The sequence below is a fragment of the Pseudarthrobacter sp. GQ63 genome (assembly GCF_059758765.1).
On the sequence record NZ_JCAXEF010000002.1, the window covers coordinates 393737 to 408966 of the forward strand.

General features: G+C 64.1%; 15 protein-coding genes. 4 read left to right on the forward strand and 11 right to left on the reverse strand.

The window, feature by feature from the left end; all coding sequences use genetic code 11:
* Positions 1–242: 242 nt before the first annotated feature.
* The 6 genes from pdxS to AC6CHP_RS06295 all read right to left on the reverse strand — a co-directional run bounded on the left by pdxS (position 243) and on the right by AC6CHP_RS06295 (position 8479).
* Entirely contained in the window at positions 243–1169 is a 927-nt protein-coding gene (gene pdxS, locus AC6CHP_RS06270) for a pyridoxal 5'-phosphate synthase lyase subunit PdxS (RefSeq protein WP_190612426.1), read from the reverse strand.
* Between the two features lie 145 nt (positions 1170–1314).
* Positions 1315–1938 (reverse strand): phosphatidylinositol phosphate synthase, encoded by a 624-nt coding sequence (pgsA, locus tag AC6CHP_RS06275; protein ID WP_188729522.1) that lies wholly within the window; start codon positions 1936–1938, stop codon positions 1315–1317.
* Positions 1928–2515, reverse strand: a complete 588-nt coding sequence (locus AC6CHP_RS06280; RefSeq protein WP_174181130.1) for an HIT family protein — start codon at positions 2513–2515, stop codon at positions 1928–1930. The genes pgsA and AC6CHP_RS06280 overlap by 11 nt, the downstream gene beginning before the upstream one ends.
* Before the next feature lie 17 nt (positions 2516–2532).
* Positions 2533–4542, reverse strand: coding sequence for a threonine--tRNA ligase (thrS, locus tag AC6CHP_RS06285; protein ID WP_188808815.1), 2010 nt, complete (start codon positions 4540–4542; stop codon positions 2533–2535).
* Between the two features lie 116 nt (positions 4543–4658).
* Positions 4659–8147, reverse strand: coding sequence for a DNA polymerase III subunit alpha (locus AC6CHP_RS06290; protein WP_498228607.1), 3489 nt, complete (start codon positions 8145–8147; stop codon positions 4659–4661).
* A complete protein-coding gene (locus tag AC6CHP_RS06295) occupies positions 8144–8479 on the reverse strand; it encodes a DUF6504 family protein (RefSeq protein ID WP_427116963.1) in 336 nt (111 codons plus the stop codon). The genes AC6CHP_RS06290 and AC6CHP_RS06295 overlap by 4 nt, the downstream gene beginning before the upstream one ends.
* Before the next feature lie 161 nt (positions 8480–8640).
* Between AC6CHP_RS06295 and AC6CHP_RS06300 the strand changes: the two genes are divergently transcribed.
* Complete coding sequence (locus tag AC6CHP_RS06300; RefSeq protein ID WP_188729515.1) at positions 8641–9030, forward strand: hypothetical protein; 390 nt, start codon at positions 8641–8643, stop codon at positions 9028–9030.
* Between the two features lie 20 nt (positions 9031–9050).
* Here AC6CHP_RS06300 and AC6CHP_RS06305 read toward each other — a convergent pair whose 3' ends face one another.
* Positions 9051–9371 carry a chorismate mutase gene (locus AC6CHP_RS06305; RefSeq protein WP_066276294.1) on the reverse strand — a complete coding sequence of 107 codons (321 nt, stop codon included), beginning with the start codon at positions 9369–9371 and terminating at the stop codon, positions 9051–9053.
* A 19-nt stretch (positions 9372–9390) separates the two neighbouring features.
* On the opposite strand from AC6CHP_RS06305, the gene AC6CHP_RS06310 reads away from it, so the two are divergent.
* The gene (locus AC6CHP_RS06310; RefSeq protein ID WP_104185965.1) at positions 9391–9813 is read left to right on the forward strand and encodes a VOC family protein; all 423 of its coding nucleotides are present in this window, start codon (positions 9391–9393) and stop codon (positions 9811–9813) included.
* A 42-nt stretch (positions 9814–9855) separates the two neighbouring features.
* Here AC6CHP_RS06310 and AC6CHP_RS06315 read toward each other — a convergent pair whose 3' ends face one another.
* A complete protein-coding gene (locus tag AC6CHP_RS06315) occupies positions 9856–10617 on the reverse strand; it encodes an SOS response-associated peptidase (RefSeq protein ID WP_498228610.1) in 762 nt (253 codons plus the stop codon).
* Positions 10618–10746: 129 nt separating this feature from the next.
* Here AC6CHP_RS06315 and AC6CHP_RS06320 point away from each other — a divergent pair, with 129 nt between their 5' ends.
* The gene (locus tag AC6CHP_RS06320) at positions 10747–11004 is read left to right on the forward strand and encodes a mycoredoxin (protein ID WP_066276302.1); all 258 of its coding nucleotides are present in this window, start codon (positions 10747–10749) and stop codon (positions 11002–11004) included.
* A gap of 132 nt (positions 11005–11136) precedes the next feature.
* On the opposite strand, the gene AC6CHP_RS06325 is transcribed toward AC6CHP_RS06320, so the two are convergent.
* Positions 11137–11910 (reverse strand): lipoate--protein ligase family protein, encoded by a 774-nt coding sequence (locus tag AC6CHP_RS06325; RefSeq protein ID WP_498228612.1) that lies wholly within the window; start codon positions 11908–11910, stop codon positions 11137–11139.
* On the opposite strand from AC6CHP_RS06325, the gene AC6CHP_RS06330 reads away from it, so the two are divergent.
* Positions 11903–12295, forward strand: coding sequence for a DUF2177 family protein (locus AC6CHP_RS06330; protein WP_104185968.1), 393 nt, complete (start codon positions 11903–11905; stop codon positions 12293–12295). The genes AC6CHP_RS06325 and AC6CHP_RS06330 overlap by 8 nt on opposite strands.
* Before the next feature lie 49 nt (positions 12296–12344).
* On the opposite strand, the gene AC6CHP_RS06335 is transcribed toward AC6CHP_RS06330, so the two are convergent.
* Together AC6CHP_RS06335 and AC6CHP_RS06340 are read right to left on the reverse strand one after the other, a co-directional pair.
* Complete coding sequence (locus tag AC6CHP_RS06335) at positions 12345–14057, reverse strand: ABC1 kinase family protein (protein WP_498228614.1); 1713 nt, start codon at positions 14055–14057, stop codon at positions 12345–12347.
* Between the two features lie 5 nt (positions 14058–14062).
* A complete protein-coding gene (locus AC6CHP_RS06340) occupies positions 14063–14602 on the reverse strand; it encodes a PadR family transcriptional regulator (RefSeq protein WP_188729508.1) in 540 nt (179 codons plus the stop codon).
* Between the last annotated feature and the right edge of the window lie 628 nt (positions 14603–15230).

Sequence of the window (15230 nt, forward strand, 5' to 3'; positions counted from 1 at the left end):
CGTTCTGAGGCCTGATAACGACATTTACGGAGCATTCGATTTAAGAAAACGACGCCGGTCCCCCACCAGAGAAAGGTGAGGAACCGGCGTCGTCAGTTACAACAACAGCAAGGCGACGGGCGGTGCGGTCCGGCAGCGCGCGTAAAAGGGGCCCCGTGTCCCGGCTCGCCGCGAAGCGGCCTTAGCGGGACACGGGGAATAGCGCGCAGAGGATCAGCGCCGCCAGGCGCGAACCAGAGAAATTACCAGCCGCGCTCGGCAAGGCGGTGGGGCTGGGGGATCTCGTCGACGTTGATGCCCACCATGGCCTCGCCCAGGCCGCGGGAGGCCTTGGCGATGACGTCGGGGTCGTCGAAGAAGGTGGTGGCCTTCACGACGGCGGCGGCGCGCTGGGCGGGGTTGCCGGACTTGAAGATACCGGAACCAACGAACACGCCGTCAGCGCCGAGCTGCATCATCATGGCGGCGTCAGCCGGAGTGGCGATGCCGCCGGCGGTGAACAGCACCACCGGAAGCTTGCCGGCAGCGGCAACTTCCTTGACCAGTTCGTACGGGGCCTGCAGTTCCTTGGCCGCAACGTACAACTCGTCCTCGGGCAGGGCGGCGAGCTTGGCAATCTCGGAGCGGATCTGGCGCATGTGCCCGGTGGCGTTGGAGACATCGCCGGTGCCGGCCTCGCCCTTGGAACGGATCATCGCCGCGCCCTCGTTGATGCGGCGCAGCGCCTCACCCAGGTTGGTGGCACCGCAGACGAAGGGAACCTTGAAGTTCCACTTGTCGATGTGGTTGATGTAGTCGGCCGGGGTCAGGACCTCGGACTCGTCAATGTAGTCCACGCCGAGGGACTGCAGGACCTGCGCCTCGACGAAGTGGCCGATCCGGGCCTTGGCCATAACCGGCACGGAGACGGCGTCGATGATCTTGTCGATCATATCGGGATCGGACATGCGGGACACGCCGCCCTGGGCGCGGATATCGGCCGGAACGCGTTCCAGCGCCATCACAGCAACGGCACCGGCGTCTTCGGCGATGCGGGCCTGCTCGACGTTGACGACGTCCATGATGACGCCGCCCTTGAGCATCTCAGCCATGCCCCGCTTTACGCGGTTGCTGCCCGTGACGCTGTTCGCGGACGTACCGGCCTCGCTGCTTACATCAGGTGTAGACACAAAAACCCCTATGGGTAGATAGATGACCTTCGCCGGTCGTGCAGGGCGGCACGGAGATGCCACGTGTACACACACCGGGTTGCCGGATCCATTGACCGGGCAGTCCTAATACTAGTCTCACCGCGGCCGGCCGGCTTAATTCGCGTTAATCGGCCGGTGACGGTTCCGCGAGGGCCTGGCGGCGTACCGAGACCACACGCTGGACCACCGTGATGAAGCTGGCCACGGCAAGGAGCAAAAGCGTCACCAGCAGGACCACCTCCGGTAGTCCCAGGCCAGTGAAACCGGTGACAACCAGCACCGAAACGAGGCGTTCCGCCCGTTCCGCGATGCCGGTATTGGCCGTGAATCCCAACGACTCCGCCTTGGCGCGGGCATAGGAAACCACCATGCCCAGGACAAGGCACACCACGGCAGACACTGCGATGGGGACGTTGGCCCCGCCGGTGAAGAACCAGACAGCCAGGCCGGCGAACAGCGCGCCGTCGGCAATCCGGTCGAGGGTGGAGTCAAGGAAGTTCCCCCAGCGGCTGCCCACCTCCCGCATCCTGGCCATGATTCCGTCCAGGACGTCGGAGAAGATGAACGCCGTGATGAACAGAGTTCCCCACCACAGCTGGCCGAGCGGGTAGAACACCAGAGCGCCCACCACCACTCCGGCGGTGCCGATGACCGTTACGGCATCCGGCGAAATTCCGATTTTGAGGAGCCAGCGGGCAAGCGGGGTGAACAGCGCGGTGAAGAATCCGCGCGCGTGCCTATTCAGCATCCGTCTCCCCGGGCCAGGCGTCGGCCACCTGCTGGCGGACCTCGTCGAGGGTCTGCGTGATGGCCTTGGTCTGGGCGATGATGGGGAAGAAGTTCCCGTCGCCGCCCCACCGGGGAACAATATGCTGGTGCAGGTGCGCGGCGATGCCGGCACCGCCAACAACCCCCTGGTTCATGCCCAGATTGAATCCGCCCGGATTTGCCACTTTCCGCAGCACCCGCATGGCCGTCTGCGTGAGGTCCGCAAACTCCGCCGTCTCATCGAGTGTCAGGTCGGTGTAGTCCGGGATGTGCCGGTAGGGGCACACCAGGAGGTGCCCGGGGTTGTAGGGAAACAGGTTGAGCACCACGTAGCAGGTCTTTCCGCGGTGGACGATGAGTGCTTCCTCGTCAGTCCGTCCGGGGCCGATGCAGAAGGGGCAGTCGTTTTCGTTCTTGAACTGGTGCTGCCCGCCCTTGATGTACGCCATGCGGTGCGGAGTCCACAGGCGCTGGAACGCGTCCGGGACACCGGCGAGGTCAAAGTCGTCGGTAACGCCGGCATCTCCTGGATACCCTGCGCCTGTGTTCTCCTGCACGGTGCTGTTCCGTTCCGCTAGCTGGTCCGGTTTCGGACGGCTTCCGTGATCCGCTTGACGGCCTCTGCCACAGGCACGCCGTTGTCCTGGCTTCCATCGCGGAAGCGGAACGAGACGGCGCCTGCTTCGGCATCGTCACCGCCGGCAATGAGCACGAACGGAATCTTGTCCTTGCTGGCCGTGCGGATCTTCTTGGGGAACCGGTCCGAAGAGGTGTCCACTTCCGCGCGGATGCCTGCTGCCTTCAGCTGGTCCACGACGTCGAACATGTACTCGTTGAAGGTCTCCGCCACCGGAATGCCCACCACCTGGACCGGTGCCAGCCATGCGGGGAAGGCGCCGGCGTAGTGCTCGGTGAGCACGCCCATGAAGCGCTCGATCGATCCGAACAGGGCCCGGTGGATCATCACGGGCCGCTGGCGGCTGCCGTCAGCGGCCTGGAATTCGAGTTCGAACCGTTCGGGCAGGTTGAAGTCCAGCTGGATGGTGGACATCTGCCAGGTGCGGCCAAGGGCGTCCTTCGCCTGCACGGAGATCTTGGGGCCGTAGAAGGCGGCCCCGCCCGGATCAGCGACCAGTTCCAGGCCGGATTCCTCAGCAACCTCGGAGAGGGTACGCGTGGCTTCTTCCCAGGCGGCGTCCTCGCCGACGAACTTCTCCGGGTCCTTGGTGGAGAGCTCAAGGTAGAAGTCGTTCAGGCCGTAATCTTTCAGGAGGTCGAGAACGAACGTCAGAGTCTTGGTGAGTTCGTCCTTCATCTGCTCGCGGGTGCAGTAGATGTGGGCGTCGTCCTGTGTCATGCCGCGGACACGGGTCAGGCCGTGCACCACGCCGGACTTTTCGTAGCGGTAGACAGCGCCGAATTCGAAGAGCCGCAGCGGCAGCTCCCGGTAGGACCGTCCCCGCGAACGGAAGATCAGGTTGTGCATGGGGCAGTTCATCGGCTTCAGGTAGTAGTCCTGGGCAGGCTTCCGGACTGTACCGTCTGCGTTGAGTTCCTCATCCACGCGCATGGCCGGGAACATGCCGTCCTTGTACCAGTCCAGGTGCCCTGAGACCTCGTACAGATGCCCCTTGGTGATGTGCGGGGTGTAGACGAACTCGTAGCCGGCTTCGACGTGGCGCTGCCGGGAGTAGTCCTCCATCTCCTTGCGGATGATGCCGCCCTTGGGGTGGAAGACGGGGAGGCCTGAGCCGAGTTCATCCGGGAAGGAAAAGAGGTCCAGTTCCGAGCCGAGCTTGCGGTGGTCGCGGCGTTCTGCCTCTGCGATGCGTTCCTGGTAGGCCTTGAGGGCGTCCTTGGTGGGCCAGGCCGTGCCGTAGATGCGCTGCAACTGCTGGTTCTTCTGGTTACCCAGCCAGTACGCGGAGGACGAACGGGTGAGGGCAAAGGCGTTGGAGATGAGCTTGGTGTTGGGCAGGTGCGGGCCGCGGCAGAGATCGCACCAGACGGTGGTCCCTTCCTTGCGCTCAACGTTGTCGTAAATAGTGATGTCGCCTGCGCCGACCTCGACGTTCACGCCTTCGCCGGCCTCTGCAGCCTCGTTTTTCTTGCCCAGCAGTTCGAGCTTGTAGGGCTCGTTCTTCATGGCTTCGCGGGCTTCGTCCTCGTTGACGACGCGGCGGACGAACTTCTGGTTCTGGTTGATGATTTTTTGCATCATCTTCTCGAGGGTCTTGAGGTCCTCGGGAGTGAACGGTTCGGCGACATCGAAGTCGAAGTAGAACCCGTCAGTGATGTACGGGCCGATGCCCAGCTTGGCGTCAGGACGCAGCTGCTGGACAGCCTGGGCCATGACGTGGGCGGTGGAGTGGCGGAGGACGTTGAGGCCGTCAGGAGAGTCAATGGTGACGCCTTCGACGTCGGCGCCTTCCGGGAGCTCCTGGTCAAGGTCCTTCAGTTCGCCGTTGACTCGGGCTACAACAACATCACGGCGCTCAAAGAAGAGTTCCGCACCGGTTGTCCCGGTAGTCACCTTGGTCTCTTCGCCATCGACGAGAAGGGTGATCTGCTGGGCATCTGACACGGGTGTCTCCTATTCAAAGTTAAGGCTTCATAGCTTGTGGCATACGGGGACCACAGCCAGCCATCGTCAATGCTATCGGTTCCGCTGGGGCCCGACCAACGCGGCGCACGGAAGGGTCAGCCGCTGAATCCCGTGATGGCGAGGCTCCTGGTGATTCCGTCCAGGGGGTGCCGTACCTCCGGTTCCTGCGGACGGGAATCCGGTAACGGCAGGCTCTCTGTCCTGCCAAGGTCCCAGGCCATGCTGGCGCTCAGGCTGATTCCCCGTGGCCCGGTCCGCCTGGTGGTCCCGCGGATCAGCAGCAGCCTGGTGCCGAAAAGGAGCATTCCTGCTTTTTCCTGGGCTTCGTGGAAAAAGACCGAATCTATGCAGCCGGTGCCGTCGTCGATACTAATGAAGACCACCCGCCTCCCACCCCGCATGGGCGGCGTCTGGGTTGCCACCCGCACCCCGGCCACCAGGACTTCGGTCCCGTTGCGCAGGCCAAGGAGTTTGTCCGCCGTGATGACGCCCAGCCTGTCCAGCATGGGCCGGTGGCTGTCCATCAGGTGGCTGCTGACGTCAACTGCCATCAGGTCCAGTTCGGCACGGACGTTTTCCACCAGGGAAGGCGCCGGCAGTCCCGGCTTAACATTGCGAAGCTCAACATCACCCAGGGGAAGGGACAGCTGCCCCTCAAGGACTTCCACGCCTTTCCGCCCGCTGCCGGAACCCTGGAGCTGCTGCAGGTGGTGGACAAGGTCGGCCCGGTTGGCCGTGCCGCCCGCCTCACGGTGAAGCGAATCAAATGCCCCCAGCTGGGCCAATCTCTTGATGTTGGGCTTGCTGACCCGGGACCGTGCCCTCAGGTCCGCCAGGGAGTAATAGGGCTGGCCCGCAACGATCCGCTTGAGTTCCGTTGCGGACAGCCCGTAGATGCCGTTGAGGCTCAGCCTGATACCCAGTTTGCCTGCGTCCTTGCCGGCTTCAATCCTTTCCACCCGGTATTCGCCCTTGCTGCGGTTAATGTCCAGGGGAAGGATGGGGATGCCAAGCCGCCGGGCTTCCGCGACCAGCAGCCTCTTGGGGTACATGCCAGGATCGTGCTCCCACAGCCCGGCAAGGAATGCTTCAGGATGATGGGCCTTCAGCCAGGCAGACTGGTAGGTGGGCACGGCAAAGGCCGCGCCGTGGGCTTTGCAGAATCCGAAGCTTCCGAAGGCCTTCAGCGTTCCCCAGACGTTGTCCACTACCTCCGGCTGGTACCCCTTCTTCCTGGCCGCTTTGCGGAAGAATTCCTCCACACCCAGTTCGAGTGCCTCGTTTCCCAGGGCGCGGCGGAATTCGTCGGCCCGGGCCAGGCCGCATCCGGTCATGACATCAAAGGTCCGCAGTATCTGTTCGTGGAAGACGGTGACGCCATGGGTTTCCGCCAGCACCGGTTTCAGGTCCGGATGCGGATAGACCTCCGGCGCGAAGCCGTGACGGTGTTCCAGGAAGGGCCGGACCATGTCCGACTTCATGGGGCCCGGGCGGAACAGGGAGATATCGATGATGAGGTCGTTGAACTCCCGGGGGGCCATCTTGCCGATCAGTTCCCGCTGGCCGGGTGATTCAATCTGGAAACAGCCCAGGGTGTGAGTGCTTCTGATGAGTTCAAATGTGGCCTTGTCATCAAGGGGAACGGCGTTCAGGTCGATATTGCCATTCTCCGCAATGTAGTCAGGACCGCTTCCGCCCGGACCGGACGGATGACGGCCGGCGGCCACCACCTCCTCCTTGGACGTGTGGATGCGGATGACTTCACGGACGGCAAACGCCATGGCGCTCTGCATGCGCACTCCCAGGACGTCCAGCTTGAGCATGCCCATGGGATCCATGTCGTGCTTATCGAACTGGCTCATGGGCAGGCCCAGCCCGCTGGGCTGCACCGGGGTGCGGTCCAGGAGGGTGGCGTCACCAAGGATGACGCCACACGGATGCATGGAAATATGGCGGGGCAGCCGGTCAAGCCGCTCCGTCAGGTCAACCAGCAGGTCAAGCTGCTGGTTGCCGTCCATTTCCCGTTGTTCCACCCGGCCGGCGAATTCCCGGAGTTCAGGTTTTTCCTGCAGGGCCTCGCGGAATTTCCGGGCAGAAAAACGCCACAGCTGCTTGGCGATCTCCCCCACCTCGTCGCCGTCCATCCCCAGTGCCATACCGGCGTCCCGCACGGCACCCCTGGCCCGGTAGCCGTTCTGCATGCTCATCAGGGTGACCCGCTCGGACCCGAAACGCTTGAAAATGCGGTGGTAGACGTTGTGCCGCTCAGCGCTTTCAACGTCAATATCGATGTCCGGAAGGGTGGCCCGGTCCCGCGACAGGAACCGTTCAAAGATGAGGTCGTGCTGCAGGGGGTTCACCTGGCTGACATCAATCAGGTAATTGACCAGGCTGGAGGCGCCTGATCCCCTGGCTGCCGCACGTACCCCCATCTCCTGGATCATGCGTGACACCTCGGCAACTGTCAGGAAATAGGACGAAAAGCCGAGGTTGCGGATGATGCCCAGTTCATGGTCGAGCCGGGAAAGCATCTTCTCTCCGGCAGCACCGGTGATCCCCGGAAAACGCCGGCTGATACCTGCCTGGCACCGCTGCACCAGTTCAACGTGTGGATCCTGGCTGATCCCAATGACTGAGGCTTCGGGCACAACCGGCTGCTTCCAGCCCATGTCCGTTTCCGGATCTATCCGGCAGCGGTCCGCGAGCGCCTCGGTCTGTGCCATCAGCTGTTTCAGGTCCGCGGCGCCATATCCTGCCGCTGAAATGATCTCCTTGCCCAGCCGGAGCATTTCCGGGGCGGATTTCAGCCACCCCTGCCCGGTTGGCTGCAGCAGCGGTTCATCCGCAAGTTCGGGAAGGGATTTCAGGGTGCGGGCTGAGTCGAGCACATCGGCGGTGGGGGCGCCGTCTGCTGCGCAGTACCTGACGGCGTTGGTCAGGACAGCAGGAATATGATGCTCTTCGGCAAGCTTGAGCATCCTGACGGCGTGGGCGGTACTCAGCGGCTTTCCCGGGGCGCTGAGCTGGGACACGATCTCGGCCACCAGCGTGCCTGGGGGCATTGCATCCAGCCATTGCTTGAAAAGGGTGCGGGGGCGAAGGTAACGTCGCCCTCCCATGGCCCGTCCGACGTCGGAATCAGGCCCCAGCAGGACAGTCAATACCGGCTTGAGGGTTTGCGGATCGAGGGTGCGGGATGCCAGCTCGGCCCGGGTGACGGCTATTGGGACAGTTCCCCCGGCTTTTCCCGTGGTGCGGGCGTGGGCGTCGGAAATCAGCCTGCAGAGGGCGCGGTAGCCTGCCCCGTTGTTGTAGCCCCGGGCCAGTACCACCACCCTGCCCGCCAGCTGCGTGCGGTGGTCGCCGTCGTCGTCAAATACCGCAAGGTCAACGCCAACGATGGGATCGATGCCTGCTGCCATGCAAGCCTTGAGGTGCTTGATGGTCCCGTACAGCCCGTCCCTGTCCGTACAGGCGAGCCCGGTTGCGCCGTCAGCGGCGGCAGCCTGCGCCAGTTCCTCGGGCCAGGAAACGCCATAGTGGGCGCTGAATGCGGTGGAAACGTGAAGATGGGTGAAACTCATGCTGTCCTGGGCCGGAGTGCGTCATGGATGCGCAGGAGCCGCCACCGGCCGCTGCGGATATGCCGGGTGAGGTCAAGGGTCAGCGGCTCTTCCGCGGCTTCTGCACCCCGCACCGGGGCGGAAGGCAACACCTGGACGCGCCAGATCTCATGGTCCACCACTCCGGGTCCGCTGCCAAGCGGTGCGCGTGTTTCTTCAGCCCACCATTGCCGGCGTTCGTACCAGCGCAGCGGTTCCGTGCAGACGGTATAGGACTGTCCAGCCCACAGCAGGCCACGGGGTTCGCCGTCCGCAGTGCAGTCGACGTCCACGGATTCGCTGAACATACCCATGGCGCCTCCCGGAGTGGATGTAGCTGAAAGTATTCGAACACATATTCGAATATTGCCAGTCTACCCCTGCTCCGAACGGGAGCATAGATGGGCTGCGGGAGGTACAAAGAGATTGCACGGGAAGGGTGGACGGACCGATCGGCAGGGAGCAGGATTGTGCCATGAAAACCCAAGACGCACTTCTGAAGCAGGCAAGCATCACAGCCCAGGATTCCACCGTGGTGGCCACGTTCGATATAGACGGCACCATCCCGGATTCGGGCGCCTATGTGGTGGGGCTGATGGGGGCCACCCCCGACTATTCCTCGCAGCGGAGGCTGTGTATTGAGTTCATGAACGGGAAGGCCATTGCCTTCTATTCTTTTAATCGCGAACAGGGAGTCGAGGAGGACTACGACCTGTCCGGGGTAACCCATTCAGAGAACACCATCACCGGCAGCTTTCCCCTTGCCGCCCTGAACGGCCTGGGCAAGGGGCACGTCATGTCAGCCTTCAGCGAGGCGGAGGGCAGGGAGTACCAGCATGGCGTCCCCGTGGAGGAGCACCTGTAACCACGCCCGTGGGCGGGAGGTCAGCTGTTCTCTTTATGGACCTTCAGTTCCAGTTCGATGAACCCGGAGATCATGGCGCGGTACGTGGACTCGACGATGTCCGGGTCAATGTCCTTCTTTTCCGCGGCTGAGCGGACGTGCTCAATGATCCGCTCCACCCGGCCGGGCGCACGGACCTCGGCGTCGTCGCCCTTGAGCGTCCCGGCAATCCGGATCAGCCGTTCGCGGCGGGCGATGAGGGTGACGATCTGTTCATCCACTTCGTCAACAGCAACCCGGACGGCAGCGAGCTGTTCCTTGTCGGCCAAAGCATCTCTATCGTTTCCTTGAATTGTCGCCATCGTCTGACAGTATCGAAGCATGCAGCCAAGAGTCGACTTCATTTCGCTGGGCGTCCGCAGTGTTGCCGCGTCCCGGGCCTTCTACGTTGACGGTCTTGGTTGGCCCGTGCACCGTGAACTTCCCGGCGACGTGGTGTTCATCCAGGTGAACCACGGGCTGGTGCTGTCCCTGTGGGATGTGCGCCAGATGCAGGCAGACGCCGGCGTCACGGCCTCCGGAGCTGTCCCCTGCATCACGCTGAGCCACAACCTTCCCGGAACGGAGGACGTGGACCGCGTCATGGAGGAGGCCGCCGCCGCGGGGGCGGAAATCATCGCCGAGCCCATCACCCAGCCATGGGGAGGCTACAGCGGCTACTTTGCGGACCCGGACGGTTTCCGCTGGGAGGTGGCGTACAACCCCACCTGGGCAGTGGACGACGACGGCGCGGTCACCGTTTAGCACTCCCCACGGTTTCGTCCGGGCTGCTCAAAGAGCCGGCTGCTAGAAGAGTGCTTCAACGGGCCGGATCAGTTCCGGCCCGTTATTCCTGACGTTGCCGACCTCTTTCCCTACGGATTCCACCTGCCAGTCAGCGGCCACGTCCTTGACCCCTGCCCGTACCAGGTCCACGAGTCCGGCCGGATCGTCGGCCTGGGGGTCCAGCCAGGCCTGCATCGTGGCTCTGTCCATGGGTAGGGGCACCCGGTCATGGAGTTCCGTGAGTTTTCCAAACACCGTGGACTCGCTGCCCGGCGGGGGCGTGTCCGTGGTCAGGATGGACGTTGAGAGAAGCCACCCGCCCGGCTCCCCTGCCGGCCAGGTGGGATCCTTCCACCACTCATAGAGACCCGCGAACACCAAACCATGGCCAGCGCCCGGGTGCACGTAGTAGGGCTGCTTGGACTTTCCCGGCCCCTGCTTCCATTCGTAATAACCGTCAGCCGGGACTGCGCACCGGCGTGACTGCATGGCTTTCCGGAACGCCGGCTTCTCAAGGACGGACTCGCTGCGGGCATTAATCATCCGGGAGCCGATGCCGGGATCCTTGGCCCAGGACGGGACCAGTCCCCAGCGGGCGACGTGGAGCTGGCGGACGTGTTTGTTCCCCGACTCGCCATCCACCAGGCGTTCCAGGACGATGGGAACCGCGTCCGTCGGCGCCACATTCCACGACGGCGGGATGCTGACCTCGTCCTCAAGCTCGGCGTCGAAATCGGCAAGGAGGTCCCCCACGGCGCGTGCCATTACGTAACGTCCACACATGGCTCCAGCATGCCATCGGCGGCAGGAGCTGTCATCCACGGAGGCCCTGCGGGCCCGGAAGCGGGGAATACCGGACTGCACGCTACCGTTACAGGAACGAAACCGTTATCAAGCACAGAGGAGAGCTCCGTGGACTTCACTCCCGAATCCGGCACTATCACCATGTTTTCCACCACCTGGTGCGGCTACTGCAACCGGCTGAAGAAGCAACTTGATGCCCAGGGCATCGGCTACACCGAGATCAACATCGAGGAAGTGGAAGGCACCGCCGAACTCGTGGAGCAGCTGAACGGTGGAAACCAGACCGTCCCGACTGTCCTCTTCCCGGACGGCACCGCCGCCACGAACCCTTCCGCTGCCGAGGTCAAGCAGCGGCTCGCAGCCTAGCTGGCACGCCGCCCCGGCCGGGAACCCCGCAACTGAACGGGGACTCCTGACCTGGGCCCCGGACAAACAGAACGGGACCAACATTTCCCAATGTTGGTCCCGTTTTGCTTGCCTGGCAGTCGATGGCGCGGGTTATGCCCCAAGGCTGCTGAACGAAGCGGTTTCGAGGGTGGCATGGTCCGCGTACACGGAAAGAAGGGCCTCCTCCACCGCTGAGACGTCCACACCAGGTACAAGGTCGTCCACCGCCCCTGCCGTGGCAGGGTCCCAGTCCAGCCCCAGGGCGGCGTAGCTGTCGGTCAGCACTTTGCGGATCGGCGCCGAGTTTTCCACCACGATCACCGAACTGAACAGCCAGCCGCCGGCCACCACGCGCTGGGCGGTGCCCACCAGTTTCACCCGGTGTGCGCCGTCAGCCGGGTCCGTGCCGTGCACGCTGAACTCACCGGGGCAGTATTCCCCGGGAATCTCGCCCACGGCCGCCTGCACGCCGACCCGGCGGAGGGCGTCCGCAAAAAGCTCCCCGAAGTACCCGAACCTGGTCTTGGAACCGGCGATGGCATCCGGATCGGGTTCAATGTGGTCCACCACCAGGGTTCCCTGGTGATAGGCGGCCGCCCGGCCTCCTGCCCGGCGGACCAGGGGTTCGAAACCGTTGGCACGGCACGCCTGCGCGGCGGCGTCGAATCCCGGCAGGCGGGTGTCGCGCTGGCCGAACGCGACCGTGGGTGCGGGCCGGTACAGCCGCAGCGTGGGACCGATGTCGCCGCTTTTGGCCCTGGCCAGCAGTTCCAGGCCGAACTCCAGGTCCCGGGCGGCGCCCAGCGTCTTTTCCTGCCGCACCACTGTCAGGGTGCGGGGCCCCGGGCCGCCGTCGTTCATATTGCTAAGCTCCCTTATGGTCATTCTGCAATTCCTCGTTGTCGCCGCCGCCTTCGCAGCGATCGACGCCATCTGGCTCAAGCTGATGAACCCCTTTTACCGCAGCCACATCGGCGAACTGCTGGCGGACAAACCACACCTAGGTTACGCCGTGGCGTTCTACGTCATTTACATCGCCGGAATTGTGTTTTTTGCCCTGCGGCCCGCGCTCGACGGCGGCAGCTGGCTGGCTGCCCTGGGTTACGGTGCGGCGCTGGGCGCCTTCGCCTACGCCACCTATGACCTCACCAACGCAGCCACCCTGAAAGTGTGGCCGCTGCAGCTGATTGTCGTGGACATGCTGTGGGGCGCTGTGCTGACAGGCCTGTCAACACTCGCGGGCTGGCTGGTTTTCCACGCCCGGACCTGAGGCTCGCGCCGGCGGCGCCGGAAACGGCTGCCGCCTGGCCACGTCCCTGTCAGAGGCCGCGCCGGCCTGCCCACAGGCCGTGCAACAGCGGGACTACTGAACCGGCCATAAGGATGCCGCCCAGGACGGCTTCGTCAGCCCGCACGATGGCGCCGGCGATGAGCAGGGCGGCGAACACCAGGGCAGAAGCAGAGCGCCGGGTGGAGCGGTCCAGCCGGGCGATGTGCCGTTCTAGACGTGGATTGGCGACGGCGAGGGAGCCTTCCTCGAGCCGTCCGGCCAGCGCATCCAGGCGTTTTGGCAGGCGCAGCGCGGTTGCCGCGGCGTCGAAGGCCTGCTGTGCCACGTCCTCCACGATATTGCCGCGCTCGTCGCGCAGGAGCCGGGCAGCATACGGTTCCACGGAATCCCAGAGGTTGAAGCGCTCATCGAGCGAGGAGCACACCCCCGAGGTCAGCGACATCGCCCGAATGATGAGCAGGAAATTTTCCGGGAGCTGGAACGGCAGCGAGCGGACAACGTCGCCGAATTCCACTGCAAAGTCACGGAACTCCCTCGGATCCACCTCCCGGAGCTCGGCGAATCCCATTCCGCCGAAGCGGGCGAAGAGGTGCGTCATGGCGCGTTCCATCTCCACCGTGTCGGCTGACGGCGCCAGCACACCGACGTCGTTGATCGCCGCCACCAGCCCCCTGCCGTCGCGCGCGGCGGCCGCAATCAGCAACTTCCGGAGTCCGCTGCGGGTGGAGGATGTAATTTCGCCCATCATGCCGAAGTCGATGAACGTCAGCTTCCACGGACGGTCGCCGGCCGCCGCGGTAACGGGAGTGACGAAGATATTCCCCGGGTGGGGGTCGGCGTGGAAGAAGCCGTTGGTGAACAACTGGTCGAACATGACGGCGGCGAACACCGGAGCCACCTCGGCCGGGTCGATGCCCGCCGCCCGGAGTGCCCCGGCCTCCGTGATTTTGATGGCCGTGACGTCTTCAAGGGTGAGCACGCGGCGGGTGCTCCGCTCCCAAGCTATGCCGGGCACGCAGACCCTTCCGTCGTCGGAAAAATCGGCGGCGAAGCGTTCGGAGTTTGCCGCCTCGTGCAGGTAATCGATCTCCTCGAAACTGGTCTGCGCAAACTCCTCCACCAGGGCTGGCATATTGGCGCGGCTGGATACCAGGCGAATGCGGCTGAGCCAGCCGCCTACCTTGCGCAGGGCTGCAAGGTCGACGTCGACAATCGCGTCCATGCCCGGACGCTGCACCTTGAGCACCACATCGGTGAACCCGGTGTCGGCCGCATCCGTTGCACGAAGGCGTGCCCGGTGCGCCTGCCCCAGCGACGCGGCAGCGATCGGTACCTCCTCCACGAAAGCGAACACCTGGTCCAGCGGAGCGCCCAACTCCTCCTCGGCCAAGGCGCGGATCGAAGGAAACGGAACGGGCGGCACCTCGTCCTGGAGTCCCTCAAGCTCCCTGGTGATCTCCGGCGGCAGAATATCGAGCCTGGAGGAAAGGAACTGTCCCACCTTGATCATCAAACCGCCCAGCTCCACGGCCAGGCCATGGAAGCGCCGGGCGAAACGCTGCATCCTCCGCGGCCGCGTACGCTCCGCGACCCGGGCAAGTCCTATCCGTGGGAGGAACAGTTCATACCACCACGTCACCGCCAGATTCCAGGCGGCAAAGCGCAGGATCCGGCGGTAGCGGGCACGGGTGTCCCCGGCGCCCGCGGCCGAAGCGGCACGATGCAGGCGGACAGACGCCACCCGGGTCAATCCTGGGCGAGGATCGCGTAGAGCCGGCGCCGTGCGTCGTCGAGCACTGCCACGGCCTGCTGCACCTGGTCCGGCGAGCCCGTGCGGCCCACCTGTGCTGCAGCCTGCGCGAGCTCCACCCCCGCTTTGGGCAGGGATCCAAACCCGCCGGAGTGGGAACCCGGCGAGTCCCAAGGCGTTGCCCCGTGGTCCTGCGCAACTTCCTCCCGGCCGGCCTCGGTCAGCGAATAGATCTTGCGGCCGTTGGACTCCTCGGCGCTGATGGTGCCCTCGTCCGCGAGCAGTTGCAGGGTGGGGTAGACGGAACCGGCACTCGGCTTCCAGCTGCCGCCGCTGCGCTCCTCGATCTCGCGGATGATCTGGTAGCCGTGCATCGGCCGCTCAGCAAGAAGCGCCAGCACTGCAGACCGCACCTCGCCCTTGCCGGCACGGGTTCCAGCGCGTTTTTCGAACCGTGAACGCAGCTCCTCGACGGCCTGCCACATGCCGTCGATGTTGCTCCCGCCGAATCCGGCTGCCGGGTATGAACCACGCATGATGATCTCCTCTGTAAACCGCCAACGATATACAACGATACTCAACGATACATCCATTAGACCCGCAGGAGTTGCCGCTATATGGCGGTGTTCTGGGAACGCTGAGAGGTGCTTCGGATCGGTGACCGGAGTCCGTGTGGGTCCCGTATCCCTAGAGTTTCGAGGCGGAGGTTTCGAGGCACCGAGGGCGCAGGAGTGTGGGGCGCTACAACTACCTGCACGTCGTCTTCGTAGAGAACCTTCCCGGATCATTCGAGTGAAGCACCTGCCAGCCGACGCCATGACGGCCAAGAAGATCCGTGCAGAACTCCACTCCTGCGATTAGATCCGTGGCTGTGCGCTTGAACCAGGATTGCGCTAAAGGTTTGATTGCTCAGTCGTAAATCAGCTTGTCCACCGTTGAAGGGTCGGTGTACGCGGAATCGAACTGATCATTCGCTTTTTATGCCCCCGCTCCTGACCCGTCATGGCCCGCAAACTTCATCATCATTATCGACACCGCAGCGGGCCAGGTCGTCGAGGACCTTCTTGTTGACGAGAGGGGCGTCCCACTCGACGAGAAACGGACGGCCCCTCGACGCCACCGCCGGGTAAGGAGACCTAACAGCGGCCTACCTCAGCAGGGCGT